Here is a 16,828-nt window from a genome sequence, read left to right on the forward strand (position 1 = left end):
AGTTCTTTACCTGTGATCTCGTTAGTCTACCGAGAGTTTACCCCTTATGACAAGCGGGCAATATAGGACTGGAGAGGTTCGACCTCGAGTCCACTTGTCCGCACGGTATCAATGGCGTCCACGGCCGCAAGCGAACCGGACACCGTGGTGTAGTATGGGATCTTGTTCATCAAGGCGGTACGGCGCAGTTCGTAACTGTCGGAAATGGACTGCGCGCCTTCGGTGGTGTTGAAGACCAGCTGAACTTCGCCATTTTTCATGGCGTCGACAATATGCGGCCGGCCCTGCATGACCTTGTTGATGCGGACCACAGGCAAGCCCTGTTCCTGCAGGTATTTGGCGGTGCCGCCGGTGGCGACAACCTTGAAGCCCATGGACAGGAGCTTTTTGGCCGGGTCGAGCATCTTGTCCTTGTCGCTGTTGCGCACGGAAATGAACACCGTGCCCTTTTGCGGCAGGATGGTGCCGGCGGCCAGCTGGCTTTTGGCGAAGGAGCGTGCGAACGAGCGGTCGAGACCGATGACCTCGCCGGTGGAGCGCATTTCCGGGCCAAGCAGGATATCGACACCGGCAAAGCGGTTGAACGGGAATACCGCTTCCTTGACCGCCACATGTGGCAGCGGGCCGGTGAAGAATTTGAAGCTCGAAAGTTTTTGTCCGGCCATGATCAGGGCGGCGATCTTCGCGAGCGGCGAGCCTATGGTCTTGGCCACGAAGGGCACCGTGCGGCTCGCGCGCGGGTTCACTTCGATGATATAGACCTCACCGTCCTTGACCGCGAACTGTACGTTCATGAGGCCGACCACATTGAGGGCGCGGGCCAGTTGTTCGGTCTGGACACGGATTTCGGCCACGATCTCGTCAGGCAGCGAATAGGGCGGCAGCGAGCAGGCCGAATCGCCGGAATGAATGCCGGCTTCTTCGATATGCTGCATGATCCCAGCCACATGGACGGTTTCGCCATCCGAGAGTGCATCGACGTCAACTTCGATAGCGCCGGCCAGATAGCTGTCGATCAGGATCGGGCTGTCGCCCGATACCGTCACCGCCTCGGTCATGTAGCGTTCGAGATTGGTGTTGTCATGGACGATTTCCATGGCGCGACCACCGAGCACATAGGACGGACGGATCAGCACTGGATAGCCGAGGCGTTCGACAATAACGCGGGCTTCTTCGACCGAGGTCGCGATGCCGTTCATCGGTTGGCGAAGGTCGATGCGGGCCAGAAGTTCCTGGAACCGTCTGCGGTCTTCGGCAAGATCGATGGCGTCGGGCGAGGTGCCGAGGATCGGCACATTGGCGTCTTCGAGTGCCTTGGCGAGTTTGAGCGGTGTCTGGCCGCCGAACTGAACGATGACGCCGAGGAGGGTGCCGTTCTGTTGTTCGGTGCGGATGATTTCCAGCACGTCTTCGCCGGTCAATGGCTCGAAATACAGCCGGTCCGAAGTGTCATAATCGGTGGACACGGTTTCCGGATTGCAGTTGACCATGATGGTCTCGAACCCGGCTTCCGACAGGGCGAAGGCGGCATGGCAGCAGCAATAGTCAAATTCGATGCCCTGACCGATACGGTTCGGGCCGCCGCCGAGGATGATGATCTTCTTCTTGTCGGTCGGTTGGCTTTCGCATTCGGCCTGACCCATGGCGTCAGTTTCATAGGTCGAATACATGTAGGGCGTTTTGGCGTCGAACTCGGCGGCGCAGGTGTCGATGCGCTTGAATACCGGGCGCAGGCCAAGCTTGTGGCGGCGCGTGGCGATGCGGGCTTCTTCGAGGCCGCTGATGCGCGAGAGCTGCTTGTCCGAGAAGCCGAGCTGTTTGAGCTTCAAAAGTGCGGCGCGATCTTCGGGGACGCCATTCTTTTTGACGTCGGCTTCGGCGTCGATGATCACCTTCAGCTGTTCAAGGAACCAGGGATCATAGGCGGTGACATCGTGGATCTCTTCGATGGTGAGACCGAAGCGCATTGCCTGGCCGGTGATCAGCAGGCGATCATAGGTCGGCTGAGCGAGCGCGCGGAGGATGGCTTCCTTGTCAGGCGCATTGGCGTCGACGCCGGGGATGCTGATGGGGTCAAGACCCGAGAGCCCGGTTTCGAGCGACCGCAGAGCCTTTTGTAGCGATTCTGCGAACGAGCGGCCGATGGCCATGGCTTCGCCCACCGATTTCATGGCGGTGGTCAGAAGCGGGTCTGCGCCCTTGAATTTCTCGAAGGTGAAGCGCGGAATCTTGGTGACCACATAGTCGATGGTCGGTTCGAACGCGGCCGGGGTCGCGCCGGTGATGTCATTCATCAACTCGTCGAGGGTGTAGCCGACGGCAAGCTTCGCCGCCACTTTGGCGATCGGGAAGCCGGTGGCCTTGGAGGCCAGCGCCGACGACCGCGACACGCGCGGATTCATCTCGATGACGATCATGCGACCGTCTTTTGGATTGATGGCGAACTGTACGTTCGAGCCGCCGGTCTCGACGCCGATTTCGCGCAACACATCGATCGAGGCATTGCGCAGCCGTTGATATTCTTTGTCGGTCAGCGTCAGGGCCGGGGCGACAGTGATCGAGTCACCCGTATGGATGCCCATGGGGTCGATGTTTTCGATCGAGCAGATAATGATGCAGTTGTCGGCGCGGTCGCGCACGACTTCCATTTCATATTCTTTCCAGCCGAGCACGGATTCTTCAACCAAGACTTCGTTGACCGGCGAGGCGTCGAGGCCGCGCAGGATGATCTCTTCGAATTCTTCGCGGTTGTAGGCAATGCCGCCGCCGGTGCCGCCCATGGTGAAGCTTGGGCGGATGATGGCCGGGAGACCTACGAGTTCGAGCGCTTTATGGGCGGACTCAAGGCTGTTGACGACACGGCTCTGCGGATATTCGAGGCCGATCTTGTCCATGGCCTGACGGAACAGCTCGCGGTCTTCGGCTTTGTTGATGGCTTCTTCATTGGCGCCGATCAGGATCACGCCGTGCTTTTGAAGGATGCCGCGCCGTGACAATTCAAGCGCGGTGTTCAAGGCCGTCTGACCGCCCATGGTGGGCAGGATGGCGTCAGGCTTTTCACGTTCGATGATCTTTTCGACCATCTCGGGGGTGATCGGCTCCACATAGGTCGCGTCGGCGACCTCGGGGTCGGTCATGATGGTGGCGGGGTTCGAATTGACCAGAATGATCCGGTAGCCTTCCTCGCGCAGGGCCTTGCAGGCTTGCGTTCCGGAATAATCGAACTCACAGGCCTGACCAATGATGATAGGGCCGGCACCGATAATGAGAATGGACTTGATATCTGTGCGTTTAGGCATGAGCTTCGATCAACCCCAGAAAACGTTCGAAGAGATAATGGCTGTCCTGCGGCCCCGGGGAAACTTCCGGGTGGTGCTGGACCGAAATCACCGGCTTGCCCTCAATCTGAAGGCCGCAGACCGTCTGGTCGAAGAGCGAGATATGGCTGACCTTGACGTTCGCGGGCAGGCTTGAGGCCTCGACCGTGAAGCCATGATTCATGCAGGTGATTTCCACCTTGCCGGTGGTCAGGTCCTTGACCGGATGGTTGGCCCCGCGATGGCCCTGATGCATCTTGAGCGTACGGCCGCCAAGGGCCAGTGCCAGCATCTGATGGCCAAGGCAAATGCCGAGGATCGGGATGTTGCGGTCCAACAGCTCGCGGATCACCGGCACGGCATAAACGCCTGTTGCCGCTGGATCGCCGGGGCCGTTCGACAGCATGACGCCATCGGGTTTATGGGCCAGGATCTCCGCGGCGGTCGCTGTCGGCGGCACCACGGTGACGCGGGCTCCGGCAGAGGCGAGACAGCGGAGAATGTTGCGCTTGACCCCGTAATCGATGGCGACCACATGGACGCGCGGGGTGCCCAGGCTATCATAGCCGTCGTTCGCGCGGTTGTTGTCGGCAAATTGCCAGCCGGCCTGATCCCATTCATAGGGTTGGGTGCAGCCGACCTCTATGGCGAGGTCCATGCCCTCAAGCCCGGGCCAGGCCTGAGCCTGTGCGCGCAACGCCGGAATGTCGAACTGGCCTGCGGCGTTATGAGCGATCACGCCATTCGGCGCACCGTTCAAGCGGATCTGGCGTGTCAGACGGCGAGTGTCGATGCCCGAGATGCCGATCAGATTCTGCGCCTTAAGCCAGGCGTCGAGATGGCTGTCGGAGCGATAATTTGACGGATCGGTGAGGCTATTGCGAACCACGAGGCCACGGGCCGCTGGGGTCTTTGATTCGTTATCGGAATGATTGGTGCCAACATTGCCGATATGGGGGAAGGTGAAGGTGATGATCTGTCCGGCGTAGGACGGGTCCGAGAGAACCTCCTGATAGCCGGTCATGGCGGTATTGAAGCAGACTTCACCAACGGCTGCGCCTTCGGCGCCGAAGCCATGGCCCCAGAATATGGAACCGTCTGCAAGCACCAGAACAGCGGTGAGGTCTGGCGTGGGCGGTGTGTCGGCGTGGTCGGTCATTGAGACTCACCTCGAATAAGAGTGCTTCGGGGTGCGGGATTGCCCCGCCCGGCTGATCTCCGGGCACGCGAAATACCGTCGGGACTATGGGTCCGTCCGGTTCGACGTGTGAGCGAAAGTCTGCCGTGCAAATTGGGCGCACAATATGTTAACCCTCCCGCGCAGTCAAGGATTTGGGGGAATAAAAATTTTCTCATGTTTTTCAGTCTGTTAGCTTTTTCTCGCCGGTTTGCCATTGGGGCCCGCTTCAGGTAAAGTAGCGCATGTTTTAATGAATTTCCGGCACTTTTGCGGGCTTTGAACTCCAAGGATCGAGCAAGACTCATGCTGCGTGACCAATTGCAGACGGCTATGAAAGACGCACTTCGCAACAAAGAATCACGGCGCTTGACGACCGTCCGGATGATTCTGGCGGGTATCAAGGACAAGGATATCGCCGCGCGCGGTGAAGGATCATCGACGCCGATTGCGGACGCCGGGATTCTTGAGCTCCTGGCCAAGATGATTAAACAGCGTCAGGACAGCATCAAGATGTATGAGGATGGTGCCCGTCCCGACCTTGCCGCCATCGAGCGCGAGGAAATGGCCGTTATTCAGGACTTCCTGCCGCAGCAGTTGTCCGATGCCGAAATCGACGCCGCCGCTGCTGCCGCTGTCGCTGAAATCAAACCCGAAGGTCCGAAGGACATGGGGCGGGTCATGGCTTGGCTCAAGGAACGCTATGCCGGACAGATGGACTTCGCCAAGGCCAATGCGGTCGTTCGCAAGCTGATGGCGTGAGGCCGTTTCGGGTCCTGACGCTGATACGGAGGGCTAGGGCATGAGCTTTTCGCCGGAGTTTATGGACGAACTCCGCGATCGCCTGCGTCTCAGTGATGTCGTGGGCCGCAAGGTCAAACTGATCCGCAAAGGCCGCGAATTTTCGGGGCTCTGCCCGTTTCATAGCGAAAAGTCCCCATCCTTCACGGTCAATGACGACAAGCATTTCTATCATTGCTTTGGTTGCGGAGCGCATGGCGATGCCATCCGCTTCCTGACCGAGGCCGAAGGGCTGCCGTTTCGTGAGGCGGTCGAGCGGCTAGCGGGAGAGGCTGGGCTTGCCCTGCCGCAGGAGCGCCCGGAAGAACGTGCGCAACAGGAACGCCGGGCCGGGCTTCATGATGTTAATGAGGCCGCGGCCAAATGGTATGAAAGCCAGCTTTGGACGCCGGGCGGGCGTGATGCCTTGGCCTATCTCAGGAAGCGCGGGCTGAGCGAGGCGACGATCCGGGCTTTCCGCATCGGCTTTGCCCCGGCGGCGCGGACCGCGCTCAGGGACGGCTTGCAGGCCCGTGGGATGACGCTTGAGCTGATGGAGGAGGCCGGGCTGCTGATCGCGCCCGAAGGCGAGCGGGATCGCTTTGACCGCTTTCGCAATCGGGTCATGTTCCCCATTCTCGACAATCGCGGACGGGTGGTGGCCTTTGGCGGGCGGGCGCTCGATGACGCCCCGGCCAAATATCTGAATTCGCCGGAGACCCCGCTCTTTCACAAGGGGCGCATGCTTTATAACCTTTTTGGTGCACGCGGGGCGGCGCGGGATCGTGGGCAGATCATCGTCGTTGAAGGTTATATGGATGTGATCAGCCTGGCGCAGGCCGGCTTCCCCGAGGCGGTGGCGCCGTTGGGCACTGCCCTGACCGAAGACCAGATCGCCGAACTCTGGCGCGTGGCGCCGGAGCCGATCCTTTGTTTCGACGGCGACAATGCCGGCCGGCGGGCGGCTGCGCGCGGCCTTGAACGGGCCTTGCCGCATTTGAAGCCCGGCCATTCCCTACGCTTCGCCGTATTGCCGCAAGGGGAGGATCCGGACAGCTTCGTTCAGACCGAGGGCGCTGATGCCTTTACCGCCCTGCTGAAGGGCGGGCAGGGATTGGCCGACATGTTATGGGCGGGGCTGATGGAAAGCCACCCCACCGATACCCCCGAACGGCGCGCCGGTTTTGAGCGTGCGGTTTATGACGCCATCGCGCGAATCGGTGACGCCAAGGTCAAACGCTTCTATGAAATGGAGTTCAAGGACCGTATGGCGGCGCTGTTTCGGCCTCAGAGACCGGCGGCTGCAAACTCTTATCAGGGCGGCGGAGCGAGGGCCGGTGGACAGGCGTCACGGCCCCGTACAGGGGGCGCGGCCAAGGGGCGCGGGCGACCGCAAACTGTCTGGGATCGTCGTGATGATCCTGTGGCAGCGCGGCTTTCCTCGGCCCGGCTCAAGGGCACGGCGCTGGGTCATGACGATTCTGCCTCACGTGGTCGGCTGCGGGAAGGGCTGCTGGTTTTATGTGCAATCAGCCATCCCTTGTTACTCGATCGGCACGGCGAAGAACTGATGGCGGTCGAGTTTGAGAACCGTGACCTTGACAAACTGAGAGCCGAAATCATACGAATAGCCGCTTCAGAGCCTGGTCTTGACATGACCCGTATGAGGGACCATCTCAGTAGGACTGGCTTTGGACGGCTTTTGGATTCTCTGAATGTGCTACTTGTTCGCGATTGGTTCTCGCGACCCGAAGCGGCACAGGTGGATGCGGAGAGCGGATGGCGGCATGTAATGGCCCTTCATCAGCGATCTTTGTCCCTCGAACGGGAACTGAAGCAAGTAGAAGACGAGTTGGCGCGTGAGTTCACGGATGATGCCTTCTCCCGCTTGCAGGCGCTGAAAAAGCAGCTTGACGAGTCGGAAGGGCACGAGGCCAACTTGGCGGGATTTGGGATCGCTTCAGGCCGCGGGACAACGGGCTGAGGGCGATTTCTCTTTTGTGCTGTCCGCTTCGCGGAACGCGCTGCTGGGTCGAGATGGAGTGAGATATACATGGTGAAGTCTGCTGAGGTTGCGGAGCGCGGCGAGCAAACCGAAGAGAGCACGGACAGCCCCCTGATCGATTCCACGGAACAAACGGTCAAGCGGATGATTGCCCACGCCAAGGAGCGGGGGTACATCACCTATGACGAATTGAACCGGGCGCTGCCTCAGGACGAGATGTCATCGGAGCAGATCGAGGACATCATGACCATGCTCTCCGAAATGGGGATCAATGTCGTGGATGGTGATGAAGTCGAAGAAGGTTCGGCTGAAGAGGCCGACCCCGAGGAACGCGAAGCTCAGGCAGAGCCGAATGCGCCCGAAGGTGACTTCGATTTTCAGGTTCCGGAAAAAGCTGAGCCGATTGTTGATCGCACCGATGACCCGGTGCGCATGTATCTGCGTGAGATGGGCTCGGTCGAACTGTTGTCGCGCGAGGGCGAAATCGCCATCGCCAAGCGCATCGAGGCCGGTCGCGAAACCATGATTGCCGGACTTTGCGAAAGTCCGATGACCTTCAAGGCCCTGATCGCCTGGACCGAACATCTGAATCTCGGCCAGCTTTTGCTGCGCGACATTATCGATCTTGATGCCACATACAGCGCCGATCCTGAGACGGGAGTCGCTGTTGATGGCGCGACTGCTTTGGCTGGCAGCACGGAGGGCGATGAGTCGGCCGGTGACGAAGCCGCTGGCGAAGACGGTGATGATGATGGCGAGAGCAATATCTCCCTGTCGGCCATGGAAGAGGCATTGAAGCCTCAGGTTCTTGAGACTCTTACTCAGATCACGGCAATCTATAAAAAGCTCGCGAAGCTTCAGGAAGCGCGTCTCGACGCCCAGCTGAAGAGCGAAGACCTGCCAGCCGCTCAGGAAAAGAAACTTGATAAGCTGCATCAGGAAGTGGTGGATCTGGTCAAGAGCCTGCATTTCAACAATGCCCGTATCGAAGCGCTGGTCGATCAGCTTTATAGCCTCAACAAAAAACTCATGAGCTATGAGGGTAAGTTGTTGCGTCTGGCTGAAAGCCATCGCGTCAACCGTCAGGGCTTCCTCGATGCCTATTTCGGTGCGGAACTGGCGCCGGACTGGCTTGAGACCATTGCCAAGCTGCCGGGCAAGGGCTGGGAAGCCTTCGCCACCAAGGAAGCCGCGCCGATCCGTGCGATTCGCAGCGACATTGCCGAAATCAGCCAGGAATCCGGTCTGCCGGTGGCGGCCTTCCGTCGCATCGTGCAAATGGTGCAGAAGGGCGAAAAAGAAGCCCGCATCGCCAAGAAGGAAATGGTGGAAGCCAACCTGCGGCTGGTCATTTCCATCGCCAAGAAATACACCAATCGCGGCTTGCAGTTCCTCGATCTCATTCAGGAAGGCAATATCGGCCTGATGAAGGCGGTCGATAAATTCGAATATCGCCGCGGTTACAAGTTCTCGACCTATGCCACCTGGTGGATCAGGCAGGCCATCACCCGCAGCATCGCGGACCAGGCCAGGACCATTCGTATCCCGGTGCATATGATCGAGACGATCAACAAGCTGGTGCGCACCGGACGTCAGATGTTGCATGAGATCGGACGCGAAGCAACGCCCGAGGAACTGGCCGAACGTCTCAACATGCCGCTTGAAAAAGTGCGCAAGGTGATGAAAATCGCCAAGGAGCCGATCAGTCTTGAAACCCCGATCGGGGACGAGGAAGACAGCCACCTCGGCGACTTCATCGAGGACAAGAACGCCATTCTGCCGGTTGAGGCGGCGATTCAATCGAACCTGCGCGATACCACGACCCGCGTTCTTGCGTCCCTGACGCCGCGCGAGGAACGGGTGCTGCGCATGCGCTTCGGCATCGGCATGAACACCGATCATACGTTGGAAGAAGTCGGACAGCAGTTCTCGGTCACTCGCGAACGTATTCGTCAGATCGAGGCTAAAGCCCTGCGCAAGCTGAAGCATCCAAGCCGCTCGCGTAAGTTGCGCAGCTTTCTGGATACGTAAAATTGGCTCTATATTTGGGGAATGGAATCTGCTATTCCCCATTTCAGGGGCCTGTAGCTCAGTTGGTTAGAGCGGACCGCTCATAACGGTTTGGTCGCTGGTTCGAGTCCGGCCAGGCCCACCATTTCTCCCTCGGCATTTTCCTATATTTCCGCTTTCGGCCAGAAAGCCCGCAGGTCTGCGCGGGTGAGCGGATGTGGTTTGGCTAGAGACGGCGGGAAAAACGCCAGATTGCGGATATTTTGGGGCCCGGTCTCAGTTCGGGATTGGGTGTCCAAACCGTTGTGGCGGTGGCGAAGAGAGATGGTCCCCGACAGCACAGATGCCGCCAGGGACAATTCGTAAATCAGAATTCGTTCAGTGAACGGCGGGGAACCCGAGTAGGGCCCTCTGGCTCGGCCAGTCGAGCGGGAGATCCGTGAGGCGCGTCAATTTGCGCGGCATGAGATCGACGGGCTGTTCGCCATCCAGAATGGTGGCAACAATATCCGGGGCCAGGAAGGCGAGCGGAAGACGGCGACTGACGTCGCCGAGGTCCATCTTTTCTGAGGCGGCAATGTCCTTGATGGTTTGCCTCTGGCCGGTCCTGAGTTGCTCGCCCCACAGATGGGCTTTGGCGATCAGGCGGACAAGATTTTCGTCCCTCGGGACGTTCTCCCGTTTCTGTCCAGGGATGACGACGCGCATTTCGACCCCGCGGCGCTTCAGCTGGACCGGCAAGGTGACGACTGGGTTCGCCAGCATAGCCTGATCTCCCACCGGACAATTTAAAGCCTGATAGAGCACTAGCCCATCTATCTCGATCCGAACCTCATGCAGACTGACCTGCACCTGATGGATCAAAGGCCGCAGTCCATCAGGATTGGCAGTAGGGATGCCCTTGACACCTTGGGTCACGGCCAGAAAGATCTCCGCCGTCATGGGGACAATACCTAAGTGACGGGTAAGAGCAACTGGGTCTCTCAGCAGCGTCTGAATCCCTTGCACCACAAGGGCCTCCATGGCTCGTGCTGGGAGACGCCAACCCTGGTCCATAGGAGTCTTTTTGCCCATCAAGGATTCCGAGACATAGTAGCGATATCTGCACCCAGCTTTGCTGCTGTGGCTGGCGATCATGGGCTCGTTCTGGCTATCCCGCAGAAGCCGCGTGAGCCAGGAACTCGTGGGCCTATTCCGGGCTTCTGTGCGAACCCCGTAATTATGAGCGAATTGGCTCTGAACCTTGTCCCACAGCTCCTGCTTTATGATGGCCTGATGCTGCCCATCATAGAGCTGCCCTTGATGATGGATCTTGCCCCGATAGATCGGGTTCTTGAGCAAGGTATAAAGCTGGCCCCGGGAGAACGGCCGCCTTGCCTGAGCAGGATCCCGCCCCCGGCTGCGAAAGCCCCTTTGCTCAGCCGCCTCTTTAAGATGGCGCACAGAGCCAAGCTCCAGATAACTGGCATAGAGCCAGCGCACGATCTCGGCATCGGCATCATCGATCACCAGTTGCCGCTCCTGGAGGTCATAGCCGAGCGGCACCACCCCGCCCATCCACAGGCCTTTCTTTTTCGAAGCGGCGATTTTGTCGCGGATGCGCTCGGCGGTGACCTCGCGTTCGAACTGGGCAAAGGACAGTAAAACGTTCAGGGTCAGCCGCCCCATGGAGGTCGTGGTGTTGAAGGCCTGGGTGACCGAGACAAAGGATACGGCCTTGCGATCCAGCCGCTGCACGATCTGGGCGAAGTCCATGAGCGAGCGGGTGAGGCGATCGACCTTATAGACCAACACAATATCGATCTTACCGGCCTCCACATCGGCCAGGAGTGCTTTCAACCCCGGCCGCTCTAGAGTGCCGCCCGAGAACCCGCCATCGTCATAGGCCTCCGGCAACAAAACCCAGCCCTCAGACTTCTGGCTGATGATATAAGCCTCACAGGCTTCCCGTTGGGCATGGAGGCTGTTGAAGTCTTGCTCAAGCCCGTCCTCGGTGGATTTACGGGTATAGATGGCACAGCGCAGCCTGCTCATGCAGCCAGCCCTTTTGGTGCAACTCTGGATGGCTTCCTGAGGCCAAAGAAGCGATGGCCGTTCCAGCTGACGCCAGTGATGTGAAATGCAACGGCTGACAGGGAGCGGAAAGATCGGCCCTTCAAAAGCAATCCGTCTATGGCAACCTGACGTCGGCGACGGAAGATCCGAGTGGGTTCAATCTCACGACCCACATAGCCTATGACACGGCGGGCAACGTGACCAAGGTGACCGACCCGCGCGGGACCACGGCGCAGACGACCTATACAAGCCAATATGGCTGGGACAGCATGCGGCGTCTGGTGCAGAAGACGGATGCCAACGGAAAGCTTTATAAATATACCTATAATCTTGATGGCGAGCTGACCAAGACTGAAGCCCAGGTTGGGGCAGCCTGGCAGACCACCAGCTATAGCTATACTCCGACCGGGCAACAGGCCACAGTGACGGATGCATCGAACCAGGTCACGACCAAGAGTTATGATGCCCTGGACCGTCTGTCGGTGGTGACCGATGCCGCGGGCCGCAGGAGCAAGGTGGTCTATGATTCCGTCGGTCAGGTGTTGAAGGAGATCCGCGCCTGGGCCGGGTCCAATGACAACTGCGCGGTTCCGGGCACGCTGCAGCAATGCTACGCCCGCTCCAGCTATGATCAGAACGGCCGCAAGCTCGCGGTGCAGGATGCCAATGGCAATATCACAAGCTATCTCTATGACGGTCATGAGCGCCTTACCAAGGCCACCTTCCCGGACAGCAGGCCTATGACGCCAACGGCAATCTGCTGACCAAGCGCACCCGCAAGGGGGACACGCTGGCCATGAGCTATGATGCCCTCAATCGCCTGACCGAGAAACAGGTGCCGGGGGCCAAGACGGTCGCCTATAGCTATGACAGAATGGGGCGTCAGCGTCAGGTCAACTATACCGACAGCAGTGACAGCGTCATCTATGGCTATGATGCTCTCGGTCGTCTGACCTCAGCCAATGACAATGGCAAGTCCCTTGCCTATGCCTATGACGCGGCCGGCAATCGCAGCCGGATTACCTATCCGGGCAGTGACGGCTTTTATATCCAGTATGACTATGATGCCCTCAATCGCATGTCGGCGGTCAAGCAGAACGGGGCAACCACGCTCGCGAGCTATGCTTATGACGACCTGTCTCGTCGCACGACCCTGACCTATGCCAACGGCAAAAGCACGAGCTACAGCTATGAAGCCGACAATGATCTCGCGCTCCTCACTCATGCTGGCCTCGTCAGCTTCGAGCATGGTTATAATCCGGTGCATCAGCTCACGAGCTTGAGCGTCTCCAACGCGGCCTATCGCTGGATTCCGACCTATAACGAGAACCTAAGCTATGTCCCGAACAACCTGAACCAATATGCGAGCGTCTCGGGCCAGTCGGGCATGTTCGGCAGCCTCGGCCGCAGCTTCAGCTATGATGGCAATGGCAATCTGACGTCGGACGGTCAATGGAGCTATGGCTATGATGCCGAAAATCATCTGCTGACGGCCAGCAATCAGGGTCAGCTGATCGGCAGCTACACATACGACCCGCTCGGCCGCCGCCGCTCGAAGACGGTGGATGGCGAGGGCACGCGCAGCTATCTGCTCGATGGCGACGAAGAGATCGCCGAGTATGATGGCGCCACGCTGCTGATCCGCTATGTCTATGGCCCTGGGGTTGACGATCGGGTGGCCATGGTCACCTACAACGGCTCAGGCAGTGAGACCGGCAAATATTACTATCACACCGATCGCCTGGGCTCGCTTGCGGCGCTGACCGACAATAGTGGCGCGGTCACGGAAACTCATGCCTACAGCCCCTATGGTGAGGAACGCACGGCGCCGCCGCCGCTGCCGGCCGGCAACCCCTATCGCTACACCGGCCGCAGGCTCGATCGGGAAACCGGGCTCTATTACTACCGCGCCCGTTATTACTCGCCGAGCCTCGGCAGGTTCCTCCAGACCGATCCCATCGGATATGATGACGGCCTCAACATGTATGCCTATGTTGGCAACGATCCGGTCAATGGGAGAGATTCGACAGGGCTCTCGGGGGGATGTCCCGAAGGGATGGCGGAGTGCATAACGTCGGAAGCACCCCGCTTCGCAACTTGGTCCTTTTCCTTCCGCGAGATAGGGTTTGGGTTTAGAGATTCAGTGCAGGCTGCAATGGAAGAGTTGCATCCCCAGAATGATGGGCACGATTATCGGACAAACAACGAGGTGTGCGCTCGCGACATAACGCCCAAGGAGCAACAAGACCTTTTAGGTCGATTTGCGGTTCCGAATGATTATACGGCGGGTGATCCTCAGCGTGCTGGCCAAAACATCGTCACCGACATGTATGTCCCCGGAGGAGTTGTCACGACGACGTATAGTCCAAGCGGCCTAAGAGCAACAAACGTGACCACTCCAGTTCACGCGTTCGTGGGGACTATTGATCGCAGTATTTCAGCAAGATCAATAAATACACATGGCTATGGCAATGCTGGGAGGGGCTGGCTTGGAATAGCCAGAGACTTGACAAACGGACGTTTTGGTCCGGGAATCTTTAATACGCTTGACGCCCAGGCGGCGGCCTGCGCAGCCAAGAACTATGCGGGGTGCAAGCGATGAAAAAGTGGAAGGTAATTGTGCTCGTGAGCTTCTGTAGTTTTACTCTTAGTGGCTGCGGCTATAGCGAGGATGTTGCCGAAATTTACGTGCTGGTTCCTTCGCAAAAAACGTCTCAATTCACGGAAGACTTAGGGAAAGTTGCTAAGGAACAGGGGCTGGCTCCCAGCCTCGGCCAAGCCACCGATGATTATGGCCATACCATTTACGTCATCGAAGCCAAGGGAAAATTCCTAAGGCTTTGGGGCACGAATATGCCTCTGGACCCATCCAAATGCGGTACCTACGAGGTCGATCCGGGCCAATACGTCATCACAATTGATCATAGTTTTCCGATAGGAGGACTGATTCCAATTTTGCCGAAGACCTGGAGGACTAAACCTCAGAAGCTACTTTCCGAGATTGGGAAGCAGCTGGGAGAGACTGGTTATGCCGTGCAGTCAAAAGCTATGGCATGTAGTCCGGTATTGCAAGAACGGTTAAGGCAAGAGGCTAAGTAGCTTGTGGATGTAATGCGTATCTGCATTGTGTGCTTGGGTGCGTGTGAATTGAGATCTCTAATCGGCGCAACAGCAAGATAGAAGCAATGGCAATCTCCTGTCGGATGGCCGCCGGAGCTACGGCTATGACGCCGAGAACCGTCTGCTGAGCGCCAGCAATCGAGGCCAGCTGATCGGCAGTTACAGCTATGATCCACTCGGCCGCCGCCGGGCCAAGACGGTGGATGGCGAGGGTACGCGCAGATATCTCCTCGATGGCGACGAAGAGATCGCCGAGTATGATGGCGCCACCCTGCTGATCCGTTATGTCTATGGCCCCGCAGTCGACGACCGGGTGGCCATGGTCACCTACAATGGCTCAGGCAGTGAGACTGGCAAATATTACTATCACGCCGATCGCCTGGGCTCGCTTGCGGCACTGACCGACGGCAGTGGTGCGGTCAGTGAAAGTCATGCTTACAATCCTTATGGCGAGGAGCTCAATGCCTCACCGCCGCAACTAGCCGGCAATCCCTATCGCTATACCGGCCGCAGGCTCGATCGCGAAACTGGTCTCTATTACGACCGCGCCAGATACTATTCCCCGGCCCTTGGCAGGTTCCTCCAAACGGACCCGATCGGGTATGGTGATGGCCTCAATATGTATGCTTATGCCGGCAATGATCCGGTGAATAAAATAGATCCGACTGGAAGGTGGATCGAAGTTGTGTATCGAAATGGTGGCAATATTAATGATTATAGAAAAGCTATAAAATATTTGGCGAATTCTTCCGTGCATCAGGCGGATTATGCGGCTGTAGGATGGGCAGCTGCTAAGTATACTGTGATTGTTGATCCTACAAATTGGACTAGTTTCGAGCCAAACGAAAATGTGATCGTTTTTAATCCACGGGCAGCGTTTCAAGTGTCGGATGGGTCAATTCAGTCTCCTGCTTTGGGCCTTGGGCATGATTTTTCTCACGCGGCTCGCCATCAGAAAGACCCAATAGGATTTGAAGTGGATAGTAAGGTTCACGCTAATGACGAAGGAAGAAAATATATTTTTAATAAAGAAAGTGGCTCATACATTGAAAATATATTTGTAAGTGCAAAGATTTCTAATGAAGAAGCGCATGCAACAAATAAAGAAAAGAATATAGCTCAACAACTAGGGGGGGGGGCGTGCCGCAGAAATTATTTAGATGGGAGGTCATTAATGCTGAGAAATGGATTTTCTCCGAGTTATAATCTGAAAAATCCTGGAAACGCGGGGGCATGTAATTGATGTTTCTATTAGAAAAAGTGATTCCTTACATCAAGGTATTGATGGTTGGTTTTCTTTTTTTCGGTACATTCATCATCCGAGAAAATGCTGTATATTCACAAATAGTAGAGAGGACCCCTGAGGGGTATAAGGCTATTTACAAGCTTGAAAAGAATCCAAGTTCTGAGTTGCGAAAAAGAATTGATAAGATTTTATCTGAAACAAATAAGATTCAGATTTCGCATACGCCTGTTTCTAATATGGGGCGGGCTGTATTTTCAAAAAGTTTGGTAGATATTTTGTCAGAGGAAAATTGGTATTACATTTTTTCGAAGCGCTGCTCAAATGGCTTTTGTAAAGAGGAGGATGCACCTAAGCTTTACGAGTCGCTTATTTCAGGACATCGAGTTCATGGATGGTGTGATGGAATTCTAGATACGGTCTTAAAATTTAAGAAAAATGATAAAACAAAGTATATTTTATATATATATATTATGGATGAAATTGCATTGAATTAGAGGGGGTTTCATATATATTTTACCCAAGGAATCTTTCTTTTGAATCATATCTAAAAAATACCTACAAGATTGATTGGTAGGTCGCGTGAAAATATAATAAATTTTAATTTCAGATATTTTTTGAATTAATTGTTAATATTATTTAATCTATATTGTGATAGTAAGAGTAATTGGTGATTTATAAAATAATGTTTTCTATAAATTCTCATGATTTGTATATTTTTTAGTTCGAAGAGTCTAGGGTCAGGACTCATTGATCAGATCCAGAAGATGACGGTTGCTGCGATGCAGATTGCGGACATGAAGGTGTGTGCGCATCGGTCGTAGCGGGTGTGGATGCGTCGCCAGTCCTTGAGTTTGGCGAACATGTTCTCGATTTTGTGGCGCTGGCGGTAGAGCATTTTGTCGTACGGGATGGATAGCTTGCGGTTGGTCCTCGACGGGATGCAGGCCGCGATGCCTTGATTGTCGAGGGCCTTGCGAAACCAGTCCGCGTCATAACCCTTGTCGCCAAGCAAGACCTTGGCCGTCGGAAAGGCGTCGAGCATCAGCGCCGCCCCTTTGTAATCGCTCATCTGGCCTTCGCTCAGCAGCAGGATCAGCGGCCGCCCCTGGCCATCGCAC

At 56.8% G+C, this 16,828-nt stretch carries 13 protein-coding genes and 1 tRNA gene; 9 read left to right on the top strand and 5 right to left on the bottom strand.

Annotated elements, in window-relative coordinates:
• Positions 1 to 44 precede the first annotated feature (44 nt).
• Together carB and carA are read right to left on the bottom strand one after the other, a co-directional pair.
• Complete coding sequence (gene carB, locus NYP16_RS13485) at positions 45 to 3,299, bottom strand: carbamoyl-phosphate synthase large subunit (RefSeq protein WP_274944683.1); 3,255 nt, start codon at positions 3,297 to 3,299, stop codon at positions 45 to 47.
• Positions 3,292 to 4,476, bottom strand: coding sequence for a glutamine-hydrolyzing carbamoyl-phosphate synthase small subunit (carA, locus tag NYP16_RS13490; protein WP_274944684.1), 1,185 nt, complete (start codon positions 4,474 to 4,476; stop codon positions 3,292 to 3,294). The genes carB and carA overlap by 8 nt, the downstream gene beginning before the upstream one ends.
• Positions 4,477 to 4,800: 324 nt before the next feature.
• Here carA and NYP16_RS13495 point away from each other — a divergent pair, with 324 nt between their 5' ends.
• From NYP16_RS13495 to NYP16_RS13510, 4 genes are all read left to right on the top strand, one after another.
• Positions 4,801 to 5,256 (top strand): GatB/YqeY domain-containing protein, encoded by a 456-nt coding sequence (locus NYP16_RS13495; protein ID WP_274944685.1) that lies wholly within the window; start codon positions 4,801 to 4,803, stop codon positions 5,254 to 5,256.
• Between the two features lie 40 nt (positions 5,257 to 5,296).
• A complete protein-coding gene (gene dnaG, locus NYP16_RS13500; RefSeq protein WP_274944686.1) occupies positions 5,297 to 7,258 on the top strand; it encodes a DNA primase in 1,962 nt (653 codons plus the stop codon).
• Between the two features lie 69 nt (positions 7,259 to 7,327).
• A complete protein-coding gene (rpoD, locus tag NYP16_RS13505) occupies positions 7,328 to 9,310 on the top strand; it encodes an RNA polymerase sigma factor RpoD (protein ID WP_274944687.1) in 1,983 nt (660 codons plus the stop codon).
• 47 nt (positions 9,311 to 9,357) lie between these two features.
• Positions 9,358 to 9,434: transfer RNA gene (locus tag NYP16_RS13510), tRNA-Ile, on the top strand.
• Between the two features lie 233 nt (positions 9,435 to 9,667).
• On the opposite strand, the gene NYP16_RS13515 is transcribed toward NYP16_RS13510, so the two are convergent.
• Together NYP16_RS13515 and NYP16_RS14570 are read right to left on the bottom strand one after the other, a co-directional pair.
• The gene (locus NYP16_RS13515) at positions 9,668 to 11,323 is read right to left on the bottom strand and encodes a recombinase family protein (protein WP_274944688.1); all 1,656 of its coding nucleotides are present in this window, start codon (positions 11,321 to 11,323) and stop codon (positions 9,668 to 9,670) included.
• Positions 11,320 to 11,517: a DUF2924 domain-containing protein gene (locus NYP16_RS14570; protein ID WP_429913155.1), complete on the bottom strand. Its 198-nt coding sequence runs from the start codon at positions 11,515 to 11,517 to the stop codon at positions 11,320 to 11,322. The genes NYP16_RS13515 and NYP16_RS14570 overlap by 4 nt, the downstream gene beginning before the upstream one ends.
• 24 nt (positions 11,518 to 11,541) lie before the next feature.
• Here NYP16_RS14570 and NYP16_RS13520 point away from each other — a divergent pair, with 24 nt between their 5' ends.
• The 5 genes from NYP16_RS13520 to NYP16_RS13540 all read left to right on the top strand — a co-directional run bounded on the left by NYP16_RS13520 (position 11,542) and on the right by NYP16_RS13540 (position 16,204).
• The gene (locus NYP16_RS13520; RefSeq protein ID WP_429913156.1) at positions 11,542 to 12,108 is read left to right on the top strand and encodes a hypothetical protein; all 567 of its coding nucleotides are present in this window, start codon (positions 11,542 to 11,544) and stop codon (positions 12,106 to 12,108) included.
• Between the two features lie 32 nt (positions 12,109 to 12,140).
• Entirely contained in the window at positions 12,141 to 13,946 is a 1,806-nt protein-coding gene (locus NYP16_RS13525) for an RHS repeat-associated core domain-containing protein (protein WP_274944689.1), read from the top strand.
• Positions 13,943 to 14,443, top strand: coding sequence for a hypothetical protein (locus NYP16_RS13530; RefSeq protein ID WP_274944690.1), 501 nt, complete (start codon positions 13,943 to 13,945; stop codon positions 14,441 to 14,443). Before NYP16_RS13525 ends, NYP16_RS13530 begins: the two co-directional genes overlap by 4 nt.
• Positions 14,444 to 14,663: 220 nt before the next feature.
• Complete coding sequence (locus NYP16_RS13535) at positions 14,664 to 15,707, top strand: RHS repeat-associated core domain-containing protein (protein WP_429913157.1); 1,044 nt, start codon at positions 14,664 to 14,666, stop codon at positions 15,705 to 15,707.
• Positions 15,707 to 16,204: a hypothetical protein gene (locus tag NYP16_RS13540; protein ID WP_274944691.1), complete on the top strand. Its 498-nt coding sequence runs from the start codon at positions 15,707 to 15,709 to the stop codon at positions 16,202 to 16,204. Before NYP16_RS13535 ends, NYP16_RS13540 begins: the two co-directional genes overlap by 1 nt.
• A 257-nt stretch (positions 16,205 to 16,461) precedes the next feature.
• On the opposite strand, the gene NYP16_RS13545 is transcribed toward NYP16_RS13540, so the two are convergent.
• The coding region (locus NYP16_RS13545; RefSeq protein ID WP_274944692.1) for an IS5 family transposase at positions 16,462 to 16,828 on the bottom strand (367 nt) is incomplete at its 5' end.

Source organism: Govania unica (assembly GCF_027920805.1).
GTDB lineage: Bacteria > Pseudomonadota > Alphaproteobacteria > Sphingomonadales > Govanellaceae > Govanella > Govanella unica.